The organism is Nocardia sp. NPDC046763, assembly GCF_040645495.1.
Taxonomy (GTDB): Bacteria; Actinomycetota; Actinomycetes; order Mycobacteriales; family Mycobacteriaceae; genus Nocardia.
Genome location: NZ_JBEYYI010000003.1, coordinates 136,495 through 157,268 on the forward strand (window position 1 = coordinate 136,495; position 20,774 = coordinate 157,268).

General features: G+C 68.2%; 24 protein-coding genes. 16 read left to right on the plus strand and 8 right to left on the minus strand.

Annotated features, from left to right (window positions below; all coding sequences use genetic code 11):
- Window positions 1-121 precede the first annotated feature (121 nt).
- The 6 genes from ABZ909_RS05675 (at window position 122) to ABZ909_RS05700 (ending at window position 4,884) form a co-directional block, all read left to right on the plus strand.
- Window positions 122-982, plus strand: coding sequence for a helix-turn-helix domain-containing protein (locus tag ABZ909_RS05675; protein ID WP_356996445.1), 861 nt, complete (start codon window positions 122-124; stop codon window positions 980-982).
- 195 nt (window positions 983-1,177) lie between these two features.
- On the plus strand, window positions 1,178-1,621 hold the full coding sequence (locus ABZ909_RS05680; protein ID WP_356996446.1) for a PaaI family thioesterase: 444 nt from the start codon (window positions 1,178-1,180) through the stop codon (window positions 1,619-1,621).
- Between the two features lie 129 nt (window positions 1,622-1,750).
- Entirely contained in the window at window positions 1,751-2,053 is a 303-nt protein-coding gene (locus ABZ909_RS05685) for an urease subunit gamma (RefSeq protein ID WP_356996447.1), read from the plus strand.
- 5 nt (window positions 2,054-2,058) lie between these two features.
- Complete coding sequence (locus tag ABZ909_RS05690) at window positions 2,059-2,370, plus strand: urease subunit beta (RefSeq protein ID WP_356996448.1); 312 nt, start codon at window positions 2,059-2,061, stop codon at window positions 2,368-2,370.
- Window positions 2,370-4,091 carry an urease subunit alpha gene (locus ABZ909_RS05695; RefSeq protein ID WP_356996449.1) on the plus strand — a complete coding sequence of 574 codons (1,722 nt, stop codon included), beginning with the start codon at window positions 2,370-2,372 and terminating at the stop codon, window positions 4,089-4,091. The genes ABZ909_RS05690 and ABZ909_RS05695 overlap by 1 nt, the downstream gene beginning before the upstream one ends.
- Window positions 4,092-4,212: 121 nt before the next feature.
- Complete coding sequence (locus ABZ909_RS05700; protein ID WP_356996450.1) at window positions 4,213-4,884, plus strand: O-methyltransferase; 672 nt, start codon at window positions 4,213-4,215, stop codon at window positions 4,882-4,884.
- Window positions 4,885-5,000: 116 nt separating this feature from the next.
- Here the strand turns inward: ABZ909_RS05700 and ABZ909_RS05705 are convergent, their stop codons facing one another.
- Window positions 5,001-5,555: a PadR family transcriptional regulator gene (locus tag ABZ909_RS05705; protein ID WP_356996451.1), complete on the minus strand. Its 555-nt coding sequence runs from the start codon at window positions 5,553-5,555 to the stop codon at window positions 5,001-5,003.
- Between the two features lie 87 nt (window positions 5,556-5,642).
- Here ABZ909_RS05705 and ABZ909_RS05710 point away from each other — a divergent pair, with 87 nt between their 5' ends.
- Window positions 5,643-6,050, plus strand: coding sequence for a nuclear transport factor 2 family protein (locus tag ABZ909_RS05710; RefSeq protein WP_356996452.1), 408 nt, complete (start codon window positions 5,643-5,645; stop codon window positions 6,048-6,050).
- 4 nt (window positions 6,051-6,054) lie between these two features.
- Window positions 6,055-6,465: a YchJ family metal-binding protein gene (locus ABZ909_RS05715; protein WP_356996453.1), complete on the plus strand. Its 411-nt coding sequence runs from the start codon at window positions 6,055-6,057 to the stop codon at window positions 6,463-6,465.
- Between the two features lie 30 nt (window positions 6,466-6,495).
- On the opposite strand, the gene ABZ909_RS05720 is transcribed toward ABZ909_RS05715, so the two are convergent.
- From ABZ909_RS05720 to ABZ909_RS05735, 4 genes are all read right to left on the minus strand, one after another.
- Complete coding sequence (locus ABZ909_RS05720; protein WP_356996454.1) at window positions 6,496-7,437, minus strand: formylglycine-generating enzyme family protein; 942 nt, start codon at window positions 7,435-7,437, stop codon at window positions 6,496-6,498.
- Between the two features lie 11 nt (window positions 7,438-7,448).
- Window positions 7,449-9,800, minus strand: coding sequence for an arylsulfatase (locus tag ABZ909_RS05725; protein WP_356996455.1), 2,352 nt, complete (start codon window positions 9,798-9,800; stop codon window positions 7,449-7,451).
- A gap of 179 nt (window positions 9,801-9,979) precedes the next feature.
- Complete coding sequence (locus tag ABZ909_RS05730; RefSeq protein WP_356996456.1) at window positions 9,980-10,570, minus strand: cadmium resistance transporter; 591 nt, start codon at window positions 10,568-10,570, stop codon at window positions 9,980-9,982.
- A 411-nt stretch (window positions 10,571-10,981) separates the two neighbouring features.
- On the minus strand, window positions 10,982-11,650 hold the full coding sequence (locus ABZ909_RS05735; protein WP_356996457.1) for a TetR family transcriptional regulator: 669 nt from the start codon (window positions 11,648-11,650) through the stop codon (window positions 10,982-10,984).
- Window positions 11,651-11,763: 113 nt separating this feature from the next.
- Here ABZ909_RS05735 and ABZ909_RS05740 point away from each other — a divergent pair, with 113 nt between their 5' ends.
- The gene (locus ABZ909_RS05740) at window positions 11,764-13,263 is read left to right on the plus strand and encodes an MFS transporter (RefSeq protein WP_356996458.1); all 1,500 of its coding nucleotides are present in this window, start codon (window positions 11,764-11,766) and stop codon (window positions 13,261-13,263) included.
- Here ABZ909_RS05740 and ABZ909_RS05745 read toward each other — a convergent pair.
- Window positions 13,260-14,099 (minus strand): hypothetical protein, encoded by an 840-nt coding sequence (locus tag ABZ909_RS05745; RefSeq protein ID WP_356996459.1) that lies wholly within the window; start codon window positions 14,097-14,099, stop codon window positions 13,260-13,262. The genes ABZ909_RS05740 and ABZ909_RS05745 overlap by 4 nt on opposite strands.
- A gap of 117 nt (window positions 14,100-14,216) precedes the next feature.
- On the opposite strand from ABZ909_RS05745, the gene ABZ909_RS05750 reads away from it, so the two are divergent.
- A complete protein-coding gene (locus ABZ909_RS05750; RefSeq protein ID WP_356996460.1) occupies window positions 14,217-15,119 on the plus strand; it encodes an SDR family NAD(P)-dependent oxidoreductase in 903 nt (300 codons plus the stop codon).
- On the opposite strand, the gene ABZ909_RS05755 is transcribed toward ABZ909_RS05750, so the two are convergent.
- Window positions 15,108-16,085 carry a zinc-binding dehydrogenase gene (locus ABZ909_RS05755; protein WP_356996461.1) on the minus strand — a complete coding sequence of 326 codons (978 nt, stop codon included), beginning with the start codon at window positions 16,083-16,085 and terminating at the stop codon, window positions 15,108-15,110. The genes ABZ909_RS05750 and ABZ909_RS05755 overlap by 12 nt on opposite strands.
- 201 nt (window positions 16,086-16,286) lie before the next feature.
- On the opposite strand from ABZ909_RS05755, the gene ABZ909_RS05760 reads away from it, so the two are divergent.
- From ABZ909_RS05760 to ABZ909_RS05775, 4 genes are all read left to right on the plus strand, one after another.
- Complete coding sequence (locus ABZ909_RS05760) at window positions 16,287-16,514, plus strand: hypothetical protein (RefSeq protein WP_356996462.1); 228 nt, start codon at window positions 16,287-16,289, stop codon at window positions 16,512-16,514.
- Window positions 16,515-16,575: 61 nt separating this feature from the next.
- The gene (locus ABZ909_RS05765; protein ID WP_356996463.1) at window positions 16,576-17,208 is read left to right on the plus strand and encodes an urease accessory UreF family protein; all 633 of its coding nucleotides are present in this window, start codon (window positions 16,576-16,578) and stop codon (window positions 17,206-17,208) included.
- A gap of 67 nt (window positions 17,209-17,275) precedes the next feature.
- The gene (ureG, locus tag ABZ909_RS05770) at window positions 17,276-17,989 is read left to right on the plus strand and encodes an urease accessory protein UreG (RefSeq protein ID WP_356996464.1); all 714 of its coding nucleotides are present in this window, start codon (window positions 17,276-17,278) and stop codon (window positions 17,987-17,989) included.
- The gene (locus ABZ909_RS05775) at window positions 17,979-18,629 is read left to right on the plus strand and encodes an urease accessory protein UreD (protein WP_356996855.1); all 651 of its coding nucleotides are present in this window, start codon (window positions 17,979-17,981) and stop codon (window positions 18,627-18,629) included. The genes ureG and ABZ909_RS05775 overlap by 11 nt, the downstream gene beginning before the upstream one ends.
- A gap of 79 nt (window positions 18,630-18,708) precedes the next feature.
- Here the strand turns inward: ABZ909_RS05775 and ABZ909_RS05780 are convergent, their stop codons facing one another.
- Window positions 18,709-19,185 (minus strand): macro domain-containing protein, encoded by a 477-nt coding sequence (locus ABZ909_RS05780; protein WP_356996465.1) that lies wholly within the window; start codon window positions 19,183-19,185, stop codon window positions 18,709-18,711.
- A gap of 362 nt (window positions 19,186-19,547) precedes the next feature.
- On the opposite strand from ABZ909_RS05780, the gene ABZ909_RS05785 reads away from it, so the two are divergent.
- Together ABZ909_RS05785 and ABZ909_RS05790 are read left to right on the plus strand one after the other, a co-directional pair.
- Window positions 19,548-20,249: an SDR family oxidoreductase gene (locus ABZ909_RS05785; protein ID WP_356996466.1), complete on the plus strand. Its 702-nt coding sequence runs from the start codon at window positions 19,548-19,550 to the stop codon at window positions 20,247-20,249.
- A 28-nt stretch (window positions 20,250-20,277) separates the two neighbouring features.
- Window positions 20,278-20,697 (plus strand): tautomerase family protein, encoded by a 420-nt coding sequence (locus tag ABZ909_RS05790; RefSeq protein WP_356996467.1) that lies wholly within the window; start codon window positions 20,278-20,280, stop codon window positions 20,695-20,697.
- Window positions 20,698-20,774 lie beyond the last annotated feature (77 nt).

Sequence of the window (20,774 nt, forward strand, 5' to 3'; positions counted from 1 at the left end):
GCCGATTGGCTGGCACGCACAGCACCCTGTCGGCCCCGCTCGGGGATCTAGCGTGAGAAGTGGCCGGGGTCATAGTAGCTGGCAAGGAAGAGGGTTGGGCGTGGCGAACAAGCAAGGGTCAGTGGGGATCTCGATTGCGGACGGCCCGTCGGTCGGTGGTGGCCACGGACGCGGCCACGGGCAGGTGTGCGTGCGGGGACAGCTGGAGTTGCAGGCGCCGATGGATGCTCCCGTGGCCGTGGAGCCGCCGAGTTTCGGGGAGGTGCTGCGTCGGCTTCGCGACGAACGGCGAGTGTCGCGCGAACGACTCGCGATGGCGGCCGGTGTCAGCGCCAGCTACATCACCCATCTGGAGCTCGGGCGGCGGGGCCGGCCGACGCAACCGGTGGTCGATGCGCTGTTCGGGTGTCTCGACCGGGTCCATCCGGTGCCGTACCGATCGCGGCGATATCTGTTCGATCTGGCCGGATTGCCGGACCGCGCCGCTCCGGAACCCGCCGCGTTGCGGGCTGCCGTCACACCGGCCATGCTGCGCCGCCTCGAACGGCTCGACCCGGATCCGGCCGGCTATGTCGATTCGCGGTGGAATGTGCTGGCCCTGAACCGGTCCGCGCACCGCGCTTTTCCCGGGCTCGCCGAGGGAGGCTGCTGGTTGACCTGGCTCCTCGACGATCCCCGGTCCGCCGCGGCCGTCATCGACCGGGAGGCGGCGGCGCGTGCCTCGATTGCGGTGCTGCGGGCGCGAATCGCGACCCACGATGCTCAGGAATGGTCCATCCCGTATCTGCGTGAGCTGGGCCGGAATCCGGAGTTCCGGCGGCTGTGGTCGGAATCCGGGGACTGCCACGATGCCGGTGAGCGCGTCGTTCGTTTGCGTGGTCCGCGCGGCGGCACCGAGGTCCCGCTCGACCTGCAGCTCTACGACGTGGAGAGCGCTCGATACCCGGGATGGATCCGCATGCTGTGGGGCATGGCCGGATAAGACGAATGTGGTGGGTTCCGTTGAACGATTGCCGTCGACGGAACCCACCACCGGCAGGGGATCGGGGCCACCGCAGCCCTCGGGGCCTCGCTCGATCCTGACGCCAACCTAGTATAGGTCAGGCTTGCCTAACTAGACAAGTGGTGGTGCCGACCCGGCGGTCGGGATCAAGATCCCGCGTGCGAACGTGGAGCCATGAGCGACGACTTCTCCTCGATAAAGTCCCTGGCTGATATCACCCCGGAGCTGATGAACAAGCTCAGCGAGGGCACCTTCACCGACCTGCTGGGGCTGAAGTTCACCGCGCTGAGCGGTGACGGGGCGGTCGCGGAGTGGGTGGTGACGCCGCAGCAGTATCAGCCGGCGGGGATCGTCAACGGCGGTGTGTACTGCACGGTCATCGAGACCCTCGCCAGTGTGGCGGCCGGAGCCTGGCTGGGCGATCGCGGGACCGTGGTGGGCGTCAACAACAACACCGACTTCCTGCGCGCGGTGCGGGAGGGCAAGCTGACCGGTGTCGCGAGCCCGATCCACCGCGGGCGTTCGCAGCAGCTGTGGCAGGTGGTGATCACCGACGAGCAGGATCGGACAGTGGCGCGTGGCCAGGTCCGGCTGCAGAACCTCAACCCCCAGAACTGAAGGCGCGGAACCGGAATCGCCGCGTCGGAACGAGGCGTCCGCGGGTCGTGGATCACCGAAACATGCTGGTAACGCGGGTCGTGCCAGAATGACCGACGATCCGTCCCCGCGATTCGACGAGGAGTCCGAATGCGACTGTCGCCGCACGAGCAGGAGCGCCTGCTGCTGAGTTACGCGGCCGAGTTGGCCCGGCGGCGACAGGCCCGTGGACTGCGGCTCAATCATCCCGAAGCGATCGCGATCATCACCGACCATGTGCTGGAGGGCGCCCGCGACGGGCGCACCGTCGCCGAGCTGATGGCCTCGGGCCGCACCGTGCTCACCCGCGCCGACGTCATGGACGGGGTGCCGGAGATGATCCACGACGTGCAGGTGGAGGCCACCTTTCCGGACGGTACCAAGCTCGTCACCGTCCACCACCCGATCGGATGACGGCCATGATTCCTGGCGAATACCTCTGTGCCGAAGGCATGATCGAGCTCAATGCGGGCGCGGAGCGCATCGAACTGGACGTGATCAATACCGGTGACCGGCCGGTTCAGGTCGGCTCGCACGTGCACTTCCCGCAGGCCAATACCGCGCTGGAATTCGACCGTGCGGTCGCCCACGGCCGCCGCCTCGACATTCCCGCCGGCACCGCGGTGCGCTTCGAACCCGGTCTGGGGCAGCGGGTTTCGCTGGTCCCGCTGGGCGGCGCCCGCGAGGTGCACGGAATCAGCCTCACCCCACCCGGAAAGCTGGATGCCTGATGGCCGAACTGTCCCGCGCCCGTTACGCCGAACTGTTCGGGCCCACCGTCGGCGACCGAATCCGCCTGGCGGACACCGATCTGCTCATCGAGATCACCGAGGACCGCAGCGGCGGACCGGGTCTCGCCGGTGACGAGGCCGTCTTCGGTGGCGGCAAGGTGCTGCGCGAATCCATGGGCCAGGCCCGCGCCACCCGCGCCGAGGGCACCCCGGATACCGTCATCACCGGCGTGGTGATCGTCGACTACTGGGGAATCATCAAGGCCGACATCGGTATCCGTGACGGCCGCATCGTCGCCATCGGCAAGGCGGGCAACCCCGACACCATGAGCGGGGTGCATCCGGATCTGGTGGTCGGTCCCTCGACGGAGATCATCGCCGGCAACGGCCGCATCGTCACCGCGGGCGCCATCGACTGCCACGTGCACTTCATCTGCCCGCAGATCCTCGACGAGGCCATGGCCGGCGGCATCACCACCCTCGTCGGCGGCGGCACCGGACCGGCCGAGGGCTCCAAGGCCACCACCGTCACCCCCGGCGCCTGGCATCTGGCCCGCATGCTGGAGTCCACCGACTCCTGGCCGGTGAACATCCTGCTGCTGGGCAAGGGCAATACCGTGCGTGAGGATGCGCTGTGGGAGCAATTGCGCGGCGGCGCCGGCGGTTTCAAACTGCACGAGGACTGGGGCACCACCCCGGCCGCCATCGACCACTGCCTCACCGTGGCCGACGCTTCCGGCGTACAGGTGGCGCTGCACTCGGACACCTTGAACGAGGCCGGATTCGTGGAGGACACCCTCGCCGCCATCCGGGGCCGGGCCATCCACTCGTATCACACCGAGGGCGCGGGCGGCGGGCACGCGCCCGACATCATCACCGTCGCTTCGCATCTCAATGTGCTGCCCAGCTCCACCAACCCGACGCGGCCACACACCATCAACACCCTCGACGAGCATCTGGACATGCTCATGGTGTGCCATCACCTGAGCCCGTCCATTCCGGAGGATCTGGCCTTCGCGGAGAGCCGGATCCGGCCCTCCACCATCGCGGCCGAGGATCTGCTGCACGATCTGGGCGCCATCTCCATGATCGGCAGCGACGCGCAGGCCATGGGCCGCATCGGCGAAGTGGTCATGCGCACCTGGCAGACCGCGCATGTCATGAAGCGCCGTCGCGGCGCGCTGCCCGGCGACGGCGCGGCCGACAACAACCGGGTGCGGCGCTACATCGCGAAATACACCATCTGCCCGGCGGTTACGCACGGCCTCGACGCCGAGATCGGCTCCATCGAAGTGGGCAAACTGGCCGACCTGGTGCTGTGGGAGCCCGCCTTCTTCGGGGTCCGCCCGCACGCGGTCATCAAGGGCGGCACCATCGCCTGGGCCGCGATGGGCGACGCCAATGCGTCCATTCCGACTCCGCAACCGGTGCTGCCGCGCCCGATGTTCGGGGCCGCGCCGAGCGTGGCAGCGGGAACCTCGCTGCACTTCGTGTCCGAGCAGGCCATCGAGGACGGCCTCGCGAACAGGCTGCGGGTGAACCGGAAACTGGTGCCGGTGGCCAATGTTCGCAGCCGCACCAAGGCCGACCTCCCCAACAACGACGCCATGCCCCGCATCGAGGTGGAGCCGGACACCTTCACGGTCCGGATCGACGGGGAAGTGTGGGCCGAACAGCCCGCCACCGAACTGCCCATGGCACAGCGATACTTCCTGTTCTGAACGGACCCGGTGCCGGGTGCGGCGAGAGCGCGCCCGGCACCGAGCCCGGCCTACGAGTGCGAAATCTCTCAGCGTGAGCGCAATGCTGGGAGTGCGCCGGAGCCGGTGGCAGACTTCGGGTATGACGACTGCCGATTGGGCCGAAGTTGATCGCTATCTCGTCGAAACCCTGGTGGGAGACGAGGATTCGGAAACCTTGCGGGCGAACGCGGCGGCGGGACTGCCCGCCATCGACGTCTCGCCGCCGCAGGGCAAATTCCTGTATCTGATCGCGAAATCCGTTCGGGCTCGGCGGGTACTCGAGGTCGGCACGCTGGGTGGATACAGCACCACCTGGCTGGCGCGGGCCGTCGGGAAGGCCGGTCGAGTGGTGACCCTCGAATACGAGCCGAAGCACGCCGAGGTCGCGGGCCGCAATCTGGATCGCGCTGGTGTGGGGGAGCGGGTCGACATCCGGGTCGGCGCGGCGCTGGACTCGCTGCCGACGCTGGCCGAGGAGCAGCCGGAACCGTTCGATCTGGTCTTCATCGATGCCGACAAGGTCAACAACGCCAACTACGTGCGGTGGGCTTTGCGGCTGACCAGGCCCGGGTCGGTGATCATCGTCGACAATGTGGTGCGCAATGGCGGCATCGCCGACGCGGCGTCGACGGATGCCGCAGTGCGGGCCAGCCGGGAGGTCATCGAATTGATCGCCGCCGAGCCGCGATTGGACGGGACCGTATTGCAGACCGTTGGCGGAAAGGGCTGGGACGGTTTCGCTTACGCGGTCGTGCTCGACGAGGATGACTGAGTTATCGGTCACTTGACCGAGGGTGAACCGGGCATGCTCCGCCCGGTCCACCCCGTCCCAGAACACGCGTCGTAATGCCCTGCGGGGCAACCACTGTCGTCTGCCCTGCGGGGCGATCACGGTCGCGAACCGGGCGCTTCGTCCGGGTTCGCGGCCAATTCCTCCCAGTAATCCACGTACGCCTGCTCATGCATGATGCCCAGCCGCAGCACGCGGGCGCGTGAGGTCGCGCGCTCGCTGTCGTCCGGATCGATCTCGGCGTAGAGCGTCCGATACAGCTCCAGCCAGCCGCGATGCTCGGCGGCCTGATTGCGGGCCAGTGCCACCACGTCACCGGGCTCGCCGAGATCGGCGAAGAACAGTTTCAGCTGCGCGGGATCGCGGGTCTCCGGCGGCGGCGAGGTCGGGTCGCCCAGCCAGCGGGTCAGTTCGGCGCGGCCGGCGTCGGTGAGATGGAAGACGCGGCGGCGGCGTCCGCTCTCCTCGGCCTCCTCGTGCAGCAGGCCCTGCTCGGCCAGGCGTGGCGGGACGCGGTAGAGCTGGGCGTGCGGGATGGGCCAGAACTTGTCGACGCTCTCCTCGAGGCGGACCTTCAGGTCGTAGGGCGTCAGCGGGCCGTGCCGGGCGATGAGCCCCAGCACGATGTGGTCCTGCGGGCCGAGGTCGGTCATTCGGCAACTCCTCTCGGTTGACACGATATCACTGAGACTATACATTCATTCCCGCCAGACCATATCAATGAGACTATAGGAGTTGGGATGCGCGACTACGCCATCGACCTGTACAACCGCTGGGCGGCGCTGTGGAACGGCGACCTCGCCATCGCCGGCGAGATCATGGCCCCCGAATTCACCCTCCGCTACGCCCAGCCCGGCGCGACCGTCTTCGACGACGTCCACGACCCCGCGGCCCTCGCCGCCGTCATCGACACGTTCCGCGCCGAACGGCCGGGCCTGGAGTACGCCCCGCAGGGCATACCCGTCGTCGACATGGCCGATGGCCGAACCGGACTCATCGCGCAGCCCTACGGCGCCCGGGTCGTCGATCCGGACGGCACCGTCGTGCGCGACATCAGCGGTACCGACATCCTGCGATTCGAGAACGGGCGGATCGTCGAGGTCTGGTCGGTGTCCGGTGGACCCGCCGGACGCAGCTTCTACGCTTAGGCCCATGTCGAAGCGCCGCACTCCCCGTCCCGTGCCCGAGGACTGCCCGTGCGGGCTGCCCGCCGCCTACGCCGACTGCTGCGGGCGCCTGCATCGCGGCGAAGCCGAGGCGAGCACCGCCGAACAGCTCATGCGGTCGCGCTTCAGCGCCTTCGCGGTGCGGGACGAGGCGTATCTGCTGCGCAGCTGGGCTCCCGAAACCCGGCCCGCCGACGTGGATTTCGACCCGGGACTGCGCTGGGACCGGCTCGAGATCCTCGGCACGACCGGCGGGGGACCGTTCCACGCCGAGGGCACGGTGGAGTTCCGTGCCCACTATCGTGCCCACGGCAGGGCGGGACAGCTGCACGAGAACAGCCGCTTCCGCCGCGACCACGGGGCGTGGGTCTACCTCGACGGCCGGATCGAGAACTGATCAACGAGTTCGGTTCGGGCACATCGCTCGTCACGGACCTCCATCACGCACGACACAACGGAATCCGAGATGGCAGGTGGCGGTGTCCTCGGTCTGCCCCTGCCGGGCGGCCGGACGATAGCGCAGACAGTAGTCGGCCGCGCACAGATATGAGCCGCCCTTGACTACGCGGCGTGGAAAGCGTTGCGCCGCTTCGAGTCCGGGTGTGTCCACGCGTGGGTTGAGTGGAGCGCAACAGGACGACGCCGAGTGCCCCGGGCGAAAGAAGTCGACTGTCCACTCCCACACGTTGCCGGTCACGTCGTACAGACCGTAGCCGTTGGGCGAATAGGTGCCGACCGCCGTGGTCCCGGGTGTGGGCGTCTGTCCTCGGCCGGGATGGAACTTCCAGGGGAATGCGCCGACCCAGACATTGGCCAGGCGCCGGCCGGTGGGTTCGAATTCGTCACCCCAGGCGTAGGTGGCCGAATCGAGTCCGCCGCGGGCCGCGTACTCCCATTCCGCCTCCGTGGGCAGCTGTTTGCCGGCCCAGGCCGCGTAGGCCGCGGCGTCCTCGTAGGCGATCTGGGTGACCGGGTGACGGTCGAGCCCGTCGAGCGTGCTGCCGGGCCCGTGCGGATGGCGCCAGCTGGCACCCGGAACGTACCGCCACCAGCGGCGCCAATTGTCCAATGGCACCGGACGCGAGGTGGGCCGGAACACCAGCGCGCCGGGTGTCAGGTCCGCCGGCTCCGCATCCGGGTAGTCCTCGGCCGCCGGAATGCGTTCGGCGACCGTGATGTATCCGGATTGCTTCACGAATCGCCGGAAGGCGGCGTTGGTCACCGGGTACGGGTCGATCCAGAACGAATCGACTCGCACCCGATGCACCGGCCGCTCCTCGGGGAAGTAACTCTCCGAACCCATGCTGAAGTCGCCACCGGCTATCCGGACCATGCCGCGGTGGACCTGCGCGCGAATCGCGGTGGCCATGGGTGCTCGCCTCAATCGCGCGAAAAGGCCGCAGCCGCCGCCATTTCCAGATCCTGGTACGGCTTTCCGCTCACGTCCTCGATGACCTGGTGCATGGTCCCCCCGGTGAACGGGAACGGTGACCGGTATCGCGCCGAAACGGACTGACCGGTGTCCCGGCCGACTCGGACGCCCTCCCCGACACCGGAGAAGACGGTCGGCTGGATCCGCATGTCATCGAGTGAACCCACGGGGTTCTCATCGATATAGAGGACGGCGTCGCCCGTGGGCGTGAAGTGGTCGGGCCGGGTGCCGTGCCGTTCGTACCGAACCCCGAGGATGTGATCGCCGAGCGGTACCCGGCGATCGGAGACGATGGCCTGTTCCTCCTCGCCGAGGAAGTTGTAGATGTAGCACAGGCGGCCGTCCTGGACGAACAGGGCGTGCCCGCCGAGCCGCCCACCATGGGCGAACAGCACTCCCTCCGCGTCCGGGCTGGTGATCGTCGTCTCGGCGAGCAGCGCGAACGAGCGTCCCAGAATCTCGAGTGCCGCGCCCGGTCCGACCTCCGCGCTGTCCGGGTAGTAGACGGCCCGGTCCAGGCCCTTGGCGTAGGTCGGGCGATAGCGCACCATCGCGGAGACGATGTCGAGATCATTGAGTGGCATCCCGTTGTATTTCTCGGCCTCCGAGAACCACAGTGCCTTCAATTCCTCCAGCTTCTCGGGATGAACCTCGGCCAGATCGTGCATCTGGCTGCGGTCCTGCTCGAGATGGAACAGTTCCCAGCGGTCCTTGTCGAAATGTCCCCAGCCGGACGGGCACGCCGCGTGAATGGTGTCGGCGAACCACCCGCGATGCCAGATTCCGCGCGTGCCCAGCATCGAATAGAACTGGGTGTGCTTGCCGACATCGGCGTCGGCGTCTTCGAACAGGGCCCGGAAGCTGACCCCCTCCAAGGGGCGCTGCTCCACGTTCTTCACCGTGTCCGGCGGTGTGATGCCGAGCAGTTCGTAGACCGTGGGGGTGACGTCGCAGACGTTGAGGTACTGGTGGCGGACCTCGCCACGGGCCGGGATGCCGGCCGGCCACGACATCAGGCATGGATCGGCTATACCGCCTTCGTGCGAGGCGTACCGCTTGTACAGCTTGTAGGGGGTGTTGAAGGCCATCGCCCACCCGATGCTGTAGTGGTTGTACGTGGTCGGCATGCCCAGTTCGTCGAGCTTGGCCAGACTGTCCTCGATCGTGTCGATGTAGCCGTTGAAGAACTTCATCTCGTTGACCGAACCGTTCGGACCGCCCTCGCCGCTCGCGCCGTTGTCCGAGAAAGCCACGATGATCGTGTTGTCCAGCTGGCCGCTCTCCTCGAGATAGTCCAGCAACCGGCCGATCTGTGCGTCCGTGTACGACAGGAATCCGGCGAACACCTCCGCCTGCCGGGAGAACAGCCGTTTTTCGTTCTCGGACAACGAATCCCATGCTCGTACCGTGTCCTGCGCCGGCCACGGCCTGCCGTCGGCACTGGTGACGTCGATGTACGGGTTCATGGGCGACAGCTCGGTGTGCTCCGGCACCAGACCCATGCGCTTCTGGTTCTCCAGCACTATCTCGCGATACTTCTCGTAGCCCATGTCGAACCGGCCACGGTATTTGTCGGCCCACTCGTGCGCAACGTGGTGCGGGGCATGCCCGCAGCCCGGGCACAAGTACATGAACCACGGTTTGTCGGGGGCGATCACCTTGGCGTCGCGAATGAACTCGATCGACTTGTCGGCCAGATCCTTGGACAGGTGATACCCGTCCTCCGGCGGATACGGCTGGGAGATCGGGTGATTGTCGTACACCAGATTCGGATACCACTGGTCGGCCTCGCCGCCCAGGAAACCGTAGAACCGCTCGAACCCACGCCCCAGCGGCCAATGCCGCTTCGACGCCGCGAGATTCTCCTCCTCGAGCGGCGTCATGTGCCATTTACCGACGGCGTACGTGTTCCACCCGCGCTCGGCGAGAACCTCCGAACACAACGCGGTGTCGGCAGGGATGCGCCCCGACAGGCTCGGGAATCCATCGCTGAATTCTTCGATCGTCGCCATACCGACCGACGACGCATTTCGCCCGGTCAGCAGCGAGGCACGCGTGGGCGAGCACAGCGCGGTGGTGTGGAACTGCGTGAACTGCACGCCCTGATCGGCGATCCGCTTCATATTCGGCATGTCGACCAGACCGCCATAGCAGTCCCAGGTAGCGATTCCGATGTCGTCCCACACCAGATACAGCACGTTGGGTGCACCCTGCTTCGCGGTGGGCTCTGCGTACGGCCCCCAGTCGGCGACCGAGTCACGGATGTCGAGAGCGATATGTCCTTCGAACTTCCTGGCCATCATTCACCTCTGGAAAGGAGAATCGTTGGTGGTGGTACCCAGCTCCGGCGATACCGCTGGGAGTTCATCGATGTTCGATTCGATGCATGGGTGACCATGCCGTTCCGGGACTCGATGTCCGGAACTCTCGCTGGTCACCAACCTCTCGTACCCATAGAAGAGTACCGACCGGAATGGACTCATAGCGGCAGTTGACCGAACACGAGGCCCGAACGGTCGATGATGTAGAGCCCGAGCGCAATAAGCACGAACGGGATGACCCAGCGGCTGTAGCGTCGCTGGATTTCGACCAGCCGGCGATGGGATGTCAGCACCATGCCGGCCGAACACCACGCAGCGGTGAGGATGGCGAACACCAGGACGGTGAGCAGCGCATCCGTCGGCCCCATGATGCGAAAGGCCGGGGTGTAGACGGAAACATTGTCCCCGCCGTTGGCGACGGTGAGTCCCACCACCGACCACAGCCCGGTGCCGACCGGGGTCGGTGTGCGATCGCAGCGCCGACGGGCCCTGACCAGCATCCCGACCCCCAGGCTCAGCGGGACCACACCGAGCAGCCCGATCCACTCCACCGGGACGGCGCAGAGTCCCAGCGCCGCTAGCCCGGACACCGCCACGATCAGACCGACGCCGAGGTATTGACCGGCCCAGATCTGCCACCGCCTCGGGATCCCCGTGCTGTGCGAGGTGACGTTGAGCACCGTCAACACGACCGCATTGTCGATGTTGGTGCCGACGAACATCGCCGCGGCGGTCACGAGGGTGGCCATCTCCGCCAAGCCTCGGTGAGCACCGGGTGGGTGCGGGCGCGGTTCCGAGTTCGGTACACATCGACCACCGATCGATGGACGGAACGGATGCCGAATCAGGTTGACGGCGAAAGCATGTGGCCGCGGGCGACCTGTCGGCGATGCGCGGTGGCAGTGCGAGCGCCACCCCAAGACTGCCGGCGCCGGGGTCCGCTGGACATCGCGGTCTGCGACCCGGACGGCCTTGCCTAGGAACTCGAAAGTGAGTTTTCGAGTGTACGAGTGATCGAACGGGGGCACAAGACGCCGTCGCCGATCTGCGGGCAGCGGCCAGGCGGACCGCATCGTCCGCAGGATTGCAGTCTGTGCAAAGGTGCAGACGATGCCGCGCACCGGGATTCGGCGGTGCCCGGGCCGGTGATTTCGGGCGGATCAGTGAACGGCGCGGGCCTCGAAGCCGTCGCACAGTGCGGTGAGGCCGGTGTCGAGCAGGTGTTCCGGATCCAGCAGGGTGGTGTCGCCCGTGCCGACGAGGTCGGCCAGCGGGGGCGGGGTGGCCCAGCGTGGGTCGCCGTCGAGCAGGGCGGTGAGCCCGGAGCGCTCGTCGGCGCTGCTGTCGCGGCCCTGCAGCAGCCGGGCGCTGACCTCCTGCAGGGCGACCCCGGCGATGTAACTCCACACCGACAGTGACATCCGGGTCGCCTCGCGGGTGTCGACGCCGAGCTCGGCGAACCCCTCGACCAGCCAGCCCAGCACCACCAGGCTGTGCTCGCCGAAGTTGTAGCGTGGCACCGCGAAAGTGAACAGCACCCACGGATGTTCCTGGTAGAGCCGCCAATCCACCTCGGCCGCGATGCGCACCCGGTCCCGCCAGGTCCAGCCCTGGCCCTCGGCCGGCGGGTAGGGATTGCGCCGCGAGACCTCGTCGGTCATGGCCGCCAGCAGGGCGTCCTTGTTGGGGATGTGCCGGTACAGCGACATGGCGCCGGAGTTCATGCGATCGGCGATGCGGCGCATGGACAGGGAATCCAGTCCGGACTCGTCGGCCAGCGTGATGGCGGTGTCGACGATGGCGGCCCGGGTGAGCTTGGCCTCGGTCATCGGACGAATTGTTCCCTTCCCGCGCAGGGTGTGCGTACACTGTACTCGCGCTCGTGCGTACAACGTACGCGCGCATTTTCTTGCAAGCCCGAAATCAGCCCGAAGGATAGGTCATGACGAGTACCCTCGCGCGTCCCGACGCGAAGACGCCGCGCCGCGCCTGGGCGGGCCTGGCGGTTCTGCTGCTGCCGGTGCTGCTGGTGTCGATGGACATGTCGGTGCTCTACCTGGCCATGCCGACCCTCACCCGGAGTCTGGATCCCTCCGCGACACAGCAGCTCTGGATCCTCGACATCTACGGGTTCATGATCGCCGGACTGCTCATCACCATGGGCAATCTGGGCGACCGCATCGGGCGCCGCAACATTCTGCTCGCCGGCGCCACGGTCTTCGGAATCGCCTCGGCGCTGGCCGCTTTCGCACCCAGCGCGGGCGTGCTCATCGCGGCGCGGGCGCTCATGGGCATCGGCGGCGCGACACTGCTGCCGTCCAGCCTGGCGCTGATCTCGACGCTGTTCCCGAACGATCGGGCGCGCGCCACCGCCATCGGCGTCTGGACCGCGTTCTTCGCGGGCGGGTCGGCGGTCGGGCCCATCATCGGCGGTGTCCTGCTACACCACTTCTGGTGGGGTTCGGTGTTCCTCATCAATACCCCGGTGCTGCTGGTGCTCCTGGTCTTCGGTCCGCTGCTGCTGCCCGAGCACCGGGACGCCGGGCGCGGGCGTCTGGACTGGGTGAGCGTGCTGCTGTCCATCGGTGGCATCCTGCCGCTCGTGTACGCCGTCAAGCATTGCGCGGCCGAGGGATTCGATCTGCCGGCCGCCGGCATCGGGATCCTCGGCGTGCTGCTGCTGACCGCGTTCATCCGGCGGCAGCGCACGCTGGACGAGCCGCTGCTGGATCTGAGTCTGTTCCGGCGCGGGCTGTTCTCGGTGGCCATCGGGTCCAGCACGGTCTGCATGCTGGCGCTGGCCGGCATGAGCTACCTGACCAGCATGTATCTGCAGTCGGTGACCGGCCGCGACGCGTTGCAGTCGGCGCTGCTCGGGATTCCGGGGGCCGTGGTGGTGTTCGTGTTCTCGATGAGCGGCGCGCGGATCGGGCGCAGGTTCGGCACCAAGACCACCTTCGTGCTGGCGCTGAGCATGGCGTCGCTGGGCAACCTCATGCTGCTCGGGCTCGGCGTGGATGGCGGGATCGGCTGGTACATCGCCGGTTCCGTGGTCGCGGGCGCGGGCTTCGGCATCGCGTTCACGCTGGTGTCGGAGGTGGCGGTGTCGTCGGTGCCGCCCGAGCGGGCCGGATCGGCGGTCGGCATCTCCGAGACCAGCTTCGAACTCGGCAACGGGCTGGGCCTGGCGCTGCTGGGATCGCTGGCGGCCCTGGTGTTCCGCTCCGGCGGGGACTTCGGGCCGACGCTGGGCGAGACCGTCGCCCGGGCCGGTGACAATGCCGCCCTGGTCGATTCGGCCCGCGAATCCTTCGTGACCGGCATGCACGTGGCGACCACCACCGGTGCGGTGCTGCTGGCCGCCATGGCGGTGGTGGCGGTCTTCGCCAAGTCCGGCGCCACCGCGACCAGCGGTGCGGTGCCGGCCGGTTCCGCGCACTAGCCGCCGAACAGCGTCGTCCACACCTCGGTGATGCGGGCGCGCCAGGGCATGACCACCCGCTGATACGCCCAGCGCACCGGGCCCACGAGGGCACGGCAGGCGCGGGCGACGGCCGCGAAGAGTGGTTGCAGGACAGTGCGGTTGAACCAGCGGCAGGGAGTCACCACCGTGATGCGGACGACGGTGGTGGCCACCAGCCAGCCGAACAGCACCGTCACGACGACTGCGTAGACCAGCGGACGCAGTACCCACCGCCACAGTTGCTTCGCGGGCCACACAATCAGCCAGGTGACGAGCGGGTCGATCACCGTGACGAGAAGCCAGCGGCCGCCGGGGCGCAGGATCTGCCGCCACAGGGCCGAGATCGGGACGGCGACCAGCCACTTCCACGCCATGGCGAGGGTCCACTCGATCGCGTCGACGATCGGTAGCACCACGGTGCGGAAGATCCACAGGATGCCCGGCTTCAGGATCCGCCGCCACAGCCACTCCTCGATGGCGCGCTGGATCGGGCGCAGGACATAGGCGAGCAGGAACGCCCCGATCGGGGTGAGGACCATGCCGAACAGCAGCTGCTGGATCAGCAGGTGCCAGAGATGGTTGCGCACGAAATTGCGCAGTGGGCGGAAGGCCCAGTCCCGGAACAAGATCGCCAGCGGTCGCGCCAGATGCTCGTTGAAAAGCCTGAATGCCGCCGCGATCAGTCGCGGGATCCGCTCGAGCGCCTCCCACACCAGCCGCGGCGGCACGAACAGCACCAGCACGATGCCGCGTGCGATCCAACCCGGGATCGAGACGTGTTCCGGCGTCGGCTCTTCCGCCGTTCGATACGACATGACCGATTCCTTCCCCCGCGGACCGCCTCCCATCCTGGTGCCGGAAAGCGGGCTGCGCCCAGGGTATTTCCACTCAGTTCCCGATCACATACCGGTCCGCCGGTTAGGCTCGGAAGCGTGGCTGAGCAAGACGCTCCGAACAGTGCGCGACCGGCCGGGGCGAACGGACGTCCGCTGGCGGAACGCGTGGCGACCAGAATCTTCTATCCGACCTCACGGCCGCGTGAGAAAGCGCTGTGCGAGGCCGTGTCCGGCGAGGTCATCCTGGTGACCGGCGCGTCGCACGGCATCGGCAAGGCGGCCGCGCGGAAACTGGCGGCCGCGGGCGCGACGGTGCTGCTGGTGGCGCGGTCGCTGGAGGCCCTCGAACAGGTCGCCGCCGAGATCCGGGAGGCGGGCGGGACGGCGCACGTGTATCAGTCGGACATCACCGAATTCGATGCGGTCGAGGCCCTGGGGCAGCGAGTGCTGGCCGAGCACGGCCGGGTCGACGTGATGATCAACAACGCGGGCCGCTCGATTCGCCGCCCGATCGACGAATCCTATGACCGGTTCCACGATTTCACCCGCACCATCGACGTCAACTACCTCGGACCCGTGCGGCTGTTGCTGACCCTGCTGCCGAGCATGCGCCGGCACCGGCGCGGGCACATCGTGAACATCTCCACCTGGGGACTGCGCATGCCGCCCGCGCCGCGGTGGTCGGCCTACGGTGCGTCCAAAGGCGCCTTCGACATCTGGTTGCGCACCGTGGCGACCGAGATCGCCGCCGACGGTGTCACCACCACTTCGGTCTACATGCCGCTGGTGCACACCCGCATGAGCGCGCCCACCGATTTCTCCGGCGTGCCCGGGCTCACCGCCGACGAGGCGGCCAATCTCATCTGCCATGCCGTGGTGGCGCGGCCGTTGGAGATCTCGCCCTGGTGGACCGGTCCGGTGCAGGCGTTCGTGGATCTGCGGCGCGGGGCCGCGCAACGGTTCATGGAGCGCAGCATGGGTCGCTGGTCAGGGGAGTAGCACCACCTTGCCGGTCGTCTCGCGGGACTCCAGGGCCCGGTGCGCGGCGGCGGCCTGCGCGAGTGGGAAGGACTGGACGGCCGGGCGCAGACGACCCGCCGCGGCCTCGGCCAGCGCGCGAGTCTCCAAGGCGCGCAAGCCGCCCGCGCGTTCCAGCATCGGTGGGCCGAGCACGACCTGCGAGGTGATGCCGCGGGCGGCCAGGGCCTGCTCGTCGAGGTCCACCTGCCCGCCGGACCAGCCGAACACCAGTCGCACGCCGCCCGCGCCGAGCAGATCGACCGCGGTGTGGGCGATCTCGCCGCCGACACCGTCGAACAGCAGGGTGGCCGGGCGGTCGCCGTAGCGGGCCCGCACCGCCTCCGGCCATGCCGGATCCAGGTAGTCCAGCGCCAGATCCGCACCGTTCTCGTACACCAGATCGGCCTTCGCCTTCCCGCCCGCGAGCCCGATGACGGTTGCCCGCGCCGCGGCCAGGTACTGCACCAGCAGGGTGCCGATACCGCCCGCCGCGGACGGTACGATGGCCACGGTCTCGGCGCTGATCTCGGCGAAGCCGAGAATCCCGAGCGTGGTGCGCCCGGTGCCGATCATCGCGACCGCGGCCCCGGCATCGACACCGTCCGGAATCGTGTGCAGCCGTACGGCTTCGGTCACGATGAGCTCCGCGTATCCGCCCGGCGCCTGCCCTATGTGGGCGACGACCGCGCGGCCGAGCCAGCTGTCGTCCACTCCGGGACCCACCCGGTCCACCGTCCCCGCCACCTCCCGGCCAGGGATGGTCGGCAGTTGGGGCACCGGCATCGGCGATCCCGAGAAGCCCTGCCGCAGCGTGGTATCCAGCAGATGCACCCCCGCGGCGCGGACCGTGATCCGTACCTGGCCGGGGCCGGGCTCGGGGTCCGGAACCGTCTCGTACCGCAGATTCTCCGCAGGTCCGAACTCGTGAAGACGGATGGCGCGCACGGCAACTCCTGGTCTCGGCAATGAACGTGCCCCCAGCGTGCAACCTCAACATTGGTCGATGTCAAGTTGCTTGCGCGGGTCTGCTGGCCGTGGCACCGGATCCCCCCGTAGTTTGAAACGAATTGCCTTCGCACTCGCGGCTTTCGGGTTAGTCTCGCTGCGTTCCGCTTCCTGTGAGCTTGCTGTGAGATAGGGCGATTCATGAAAACCGTTGTGCTGAAAGCCTGTGCGATCGCGGCCATCGGCTCCGGACTCGGTGCGGCCCCGGCCCTGGCCGCTCCGCTGTCGCTGCAACCGGCCGCCCCCGAACCGGCCACGGTGAACCCGGTCGCCGGGCTGGTCCCCGAGACCGGTTCCGCGGGCGCGGTCAATTCCTTCACCTGCGCCCTGAAGAGCATCTCGGCCTCGATGCCCTGCCTGTTCACCTAGCCGGGAGGACGCGGCCGGGCACGGCCTAGGATCGGGCCATGCGATATCCGGACGTGCGGCGATGAGCCTGGCCACCCTCCTCACGCTCGCCGATTCTCGGCTGCCGATCGGCGGGCACGTGCATTCGGGCGGAGTCGAGGAGGCGGTCGCCTCGGGTCTGCTGCGTGACGTCCCGAGCGTCGAGCTCTATCTGCGGCGACGCGTCCGCACCTCCGGGCTGGTGGCGGCCTCGCTGGCGGCCGCCGTCTGCGCGGGGACCCTCGAACCGGGGCGCGCCGAGCTCGAGGCCGACGCGCGGACGCCGTCGCCGTCGGCGCGCTCGGCGTCGCGGGCCCAGGGGCGGGGGCTGCTGCGGCTGGCCAAACAGGTCTGGCCGCAGGCCGATTGGCGGGCGCTCGGCGCTCGGCCGCATCTGTCCACGGTGTTCGGGGTGGTCGGCACGGTATGCGATGCCGCACCGGAGGACATTGCCGCCGTCACCGTCTACACCACCATGACCGGGGCCGCGACGGCCGCGCAGCGCTTGCTGGCCCTCGATCCCGCCGCGGTCGCCGCCTGCACGGTCCGGCTCGCCGAGCTGTGCGACGCCACCGCGCGGCAGGCGGCGAAATCGCTTGCCGCGCTCTCCGACCCGCTGCAGGACGTGCTCGCCGAGCGGCACCTGCGGCGGGACATGCCGCTGTTCGCGTCCTAGCCGGTCGCCGGGTTGGTAACAACCGGTTTACGTGGCTGGGCAAGGATGGGGGTGAAAGGAGCCGCACATGCCACCTCACCTCATCGATGGGGAACCGCACGACCACAGCCACGACCGGCCCAAGCGGGAGCGGACGCCGGGGGAGCCGCTGCGGATCGGGATCGGCGGGCCCGTCGGGTCCGGGAAGACCGCGCTGACCGCGGCCCTGTGCCGGCAGCTGCGGGACGAGCTGTCGCTGGCCGTGCTGACCAATGACATCTACACCACCGAGGACGCGGACTTCCTGCGCCGGCACGCGGTGCTGCCCGACGAGCGGATCACCGCGGTCCAGACCGGCGGCTGCCCGCACACCGCGATCCGCGACGACATCACCGCGAACCTGGACGCCATCGACGACCTGATCGAGGCGAACCCGCCGCTTGATCTGATCCTGGTCGAATCGGGCGGCGACAATCTGACCGCGACCTTCTCCTCCGGCCTGATCGACGCGCAGATCTTCGTGGTCGACGTGGCCGGCGGCGACAAGGTGCCGCGCAAGGGCGGACCCGGCGTGACCTGGTCGGATCTACTGGTCATCAACAAGACCGACCTGGCCCCCATGGTCGGCGCGGATCTGGCTGTCATGGACCGGGATTCGACCCAGGTGCGCGAGGGCCGGCCGTTCGTGTTCACCTCCCTCACCGAGGATCCGGCCGCGACACCGGTCCTGGCCTGGGTGCGCGAACAGCTGCGCGTGGCCGCCGAGCAGGATGCGGCGGCGGGCAGTGCCCATTCGCACTGAGCTCCGCATCACCGCGACCGCCGGGACGCTGCCGCACATCCACGCGGTCGGCGGCCTGACGGCGCGCCACACCGGTATCGACACGGTGCATGTCATCGGCACCGCCGCCACACCGTTGGGCGGCGACGTGCTGGACATCGTCGTCTCGGTGGGCGAGGGCGCACGGTTGACGGTACGGTCGGTGGCCGCCACCATCGCGCTGCCCGGGCGCGAGACCCGGAAGTCCGTGGCGCACTGGCGCTTCGACGTGGCCGCTGGCGGCGAACTCGATGTCGACCCCGAACCGACGGTGGTCGCCGGCGGCGCCGAGCACGAGACCTTCACCACCATCCGACTGGAAGAGGGTGCGCGCCTGCGCATTCGGGAACGCATCCAGATCGGCCGCACCGGCGAGGACCACGGCTACTGGCGTGGCGAGCTCACCGCCGACATCGGCGCCACCCCACTCCTGCGCCACCGCCTCGAACTCGGCGCCGACACCACCACCGACGACACCCTCTCGGCCCCGCGCGCACTGGAAAGCGTGCTCACCTACCCCGACGACCGCCCAGCCGACACCACCGGCCTGGATGCAGCACTCCTACCCCTCGCCGCAGGCGGCACCCTGTTCACTCGAACGGGGCGCCTGCTGACCCGCTGACTTGCAATTCCGTTCTCGGAGAAACCTCTTCGTCGATGTATTCCGGGAGCCGCGAGCAGAGCACCCGGGAAAATCGAAGTCATTCCAGGTCGTACACGGTGACCGGGATGCCGTGGCCGGAGAGTCGATGTCGGATGAGCGATTCGATTCGGTCCCAGGTTCCGCCGGCCAGGCCACAACCGATGCGCGGCATGTGCACGGTGGCATGGGACGAGGACGCGAAATCGGCCAGTCTGCTCAAACTTTCGTCTACGGCTTCGTAGCGGATCGGCGCGACGCCCGCGCGGGGGCGGATGTCGTGTTGGCCGATCATATTGGCCACGTGCAGGGTCGGAGTGATCGGAACGAATTGCACTGCGCCCAGTCCGAAGTCGTTGGAGTCGCGGTGACGGTACCAGTCGCGGTAGGCGCGTTCGGGTTGTGGCCAGCGGGCCGACACGGCGACTACGAAGCCCTTGCCCCAGCGGCCGAGGTCGTTGCAGATATGCGCAATGATCGCGGGGCCATCGGTGACAGGTACGGTTGCGTCGCCGAACTGGTACCTGATGTCGGTCATGATCATGAACTCCTCCCGCGTCGAACGTAGACGCGAGCACCGACAGATCTCGCCTACCCGGTGGACGATCCGGTCCCGCGGACCCGGAGGCGAGTGGGCGCAGCCCCTGTGCCAGCCCCGGCCGCTCCCCGGCGACTCACCTCAGCCGGCCCGCTCGCCTGCGAAAGCGCTGCTCGCTCACCGGACCAGGATGATCGAGATCCGGGAGGTGCTACTGCGGAGTTCCGCCTCGTCGGACAGGGCCTCGACCGCCATGACCGGAATCCGCCGACAGCTCGACGGCAGATCCGTGACCTGTCGCCGTTCATGTTGACTATAGTTAGATATAGTCAGATCATTGGCGACGAATCAAGGAGGCGGATATGACGACCATCGAGGGTGCGAGTGTCCTGGTGACGGGCGGGCAGCGTGGGCTGGGCCGTGCGTTCGCGCAGGAGTTTCTGGAGCGGGGTGCGGCGCAGGTGTACGTGAGCGCGCGCAAGCCGGAGTCGAGTGACGATCCGCGGGTCGTGCCGGTCGAGCTGGAGGTCACCGACCCGGATTCGGTTGCCGCGGTGGCCGCGCGGGCGGCCGATGTGAGCATTGTGGTGAACAATGCGGGGGTGCTGCGGCCGGCTCCGCTGTTGCGGACCGAGATGGCGGATGTGGTGGAGACGTTCGAGACGAATGTCTTCGGGCCGCTGCGGATCGCGCGGGCTTTCGCGCCGATCCTTGCCGCGAACGGTGGTGGGGCGCTGGTGGATATCCACTCGGTGCTGTCCTGGAGTTCGGGGGCGGCGGCGTACGGCGCGTCCAAGGCCGCGCTGTGGTCGATCACCAATTCCCTGCGGATCGAATTGGCGGGGCAGGGTACGCAGGTGGTCGGTGTGCATCTCGGGTTCGCCGACACCGACATGGTGAAGGCCATCGCGGCGCCGAAGCTCAGCCCGGCCGAGGTGGCGGCGGCGGTCGCCGACGGGCTGGAGCAGGGGGCGACCGAGGTGCTCGTGGACGACTTCACCAGGCAGGTGAAGGCCGCGCTGTCGGGGCCGGTCGAGGGCCTCGTGTTGTCGTTCGGTCGCTGAAAATCCGTCTCTTTCAAGGGAGTTCATCATGCCGCTGTGGCACATCTATCACCCCGCCGACACTCTCACGGCCGAGGACAAACAGAATTTCGCCAAGGACATCACCGCCTACTACGCGCACTTCGGGCTGCCGGAGTTCTACGCGGTGGTGCTCTTCCACGAGGTCCCGGCCGACTCCTTCTACGTCGGCGGCGTGTCGATCCCCGCGGTGCGAATTACCGTCGACCACCTGGCACGCCAACTCGACGACCCCGACCTGCGCAAGCGGATGAGCGAGCGCCTGCACGACCTCATGGCCCCGTACACCCACGATCGCGGGCTGCATCTCGAATTCAATATCACCGAGGTACCCCGGGACACCTGGATGATCGGTGGACTGTTCCCGCCCCCGCCCGGCAGCCATATCGAGCGCGGCTGGGCCGAGGCGAACAAACCCATGCCCTACTGACCGAGAAGGCGGCAGCGACGGCAGGGAATTGAGCTGCTGAGGCCAGCGAAATTGTCGCGTGTGCGAGGGATTTCGCC

Excerpts from the sequence above, each read along its gene's own strand:
- ABZ909_RS05690 (WP_356996448.1), top strand. The coding sequence starts at position 2,059 with ATGATTCCTGGCGAATACCTCTGTGCCGAAGGCATGATCGAGCTCAAT.
- ABZ909_RS05715 (WP_356996453.1), top strand. The coding sequence starts at position 6,055 with ATGTCGAAGCGCCGCACTCCCCGTCCCGTGCCCGAGGACTGCCCGTGC.
- ABZ909_RS05765 (WP_356996463.1), top strand. The coding sequence starts at position 16,576 with ATGAGCCTGGCCACCCTCCTCACGCTCGCCGATTCTCGGCTGCCGATC.
- ABZ909_RS05720 (WP_356996454.1), bottom strand. The coding sequence starts at position 7,437 with ATGGCCACCGCGATTCGCGCGCAGGTCCACCGCGGCATGGTCCGGATA.
- ABZ909_RS05725 (WP_356996455.1), bottom strand. The coding sequence starts at position 9,800 with ATGGCCAGGAAGTTCGAAGGACATATCGCTCTCGACATCCGTGACTCG.
- ABZ909_RS05710 (WP_356996452.1), top strand. The coding sequence starts at position 5,643 with ATGCGCGACTACGCCATCGACCTGTACAACCGCTGGGCGGCGCTGTGG.
- ABZ909_RS05790 (WP_356996467.1), top strand. The coding sequence starts at position 20,278 with ATGCCGCTGTGGCACATCTATCACCCCGCCGACACTCTCACGGCCGAG.
- ABZ909_RS05735 (WP_356996457.1), bottom strand. The coding sequence starts at position 11,650 with ATGACCGAGGCCAAGCTCACCCGGGCCGCCATCGTCGACACCGCCATC.
- ureG (WP_356996464.1), top strand. The coding sequence starts at position 17,276 with ATGCCACCTCACCTCATCGATGGGGAACCGCACGACCACAGCCACGAC.
- ABZ909_RS05760 (WP_356996462.1), top strand. The coding sequence starts at position 16,287 with ATGAAAACCGTTGTGCTGAAAGCCTGTGCGATCGCGGCCATCGGCTCC.
- ABZ909_RS05695 (WP_356996449.1), top strand. The coding sequence starts at position 2,370 with ATGGCCGAACTGTCCCGCGCCCGTTACGCCGAACTGTTCGGGCCCACC.
- ABZ909_RS05740 (WP_356996458.1), top strand. The coding sequence starts at position 11,764 with ATGACGAGTACCCTCGCGCGTCCCGACGCGAAGACGCCGCGCCGCGCC.
- ABZ909_RS05685 (WP_356996447.1), top strand. The coding sequence starts at position 1,751 with ATGCGACTGTCGCCGCACGAGCAGGAGCGCCTGCTGCTGAGTTACGCG.
- ABZ909_RS05705 (WP_356996451.1), bottom strand. The coding sequence starts at position 5,555 with ATGACCGACCTCGGCCCGCAGGACCACATCGTGCTGGGGCTCATCGCC.
- ABZ909_RS05785 (WP_356996466.1), top strand. The coding sequence starts at position 19,548 with ATGACGACCATCGAGGGTGCGAGTGTCCTGGTGACGGGCGGGCAGCGT.
- ABZ909_RS05780 (WP_356996465.1), bottom strand. The coding sequence starts at position 19,185 with ATGACCGACATCAGGTACCAGTTCGGCGACGCAACCGTACCTGTCACC.
- ABZ909_RS05680 (WP_356996446.1), top strand. The coding sequence starts at position 1,178 with ATGAGCGACGACTTCTCCTCGATAAAGTCCCTGGCTGATATCACCCCG.
- ABZ909_RS05730 (WP_356996456.1), bottom strand. The coding sequence starts at position 10,570 with ATGGCCACCCTCGTGACCGCCGCGGCGATGTTCGTCGGCACCAACATC.
- ABZ909_RS05700 (WP_356996450.1), top strand. The coding sequence starts at position 4,213 with ATGACGACTGCCGATTGGGCCGAAGTTGATCGCTATCTCGTCGAAACC.
- ABZ909_RS05745 (WP_356996459.1), bottom strand. The coding sequence starts at position 14,099 with ATGTCGTATCGAACGGCGGAAGAGCCGACGCCGGAACACGTCTCGATC.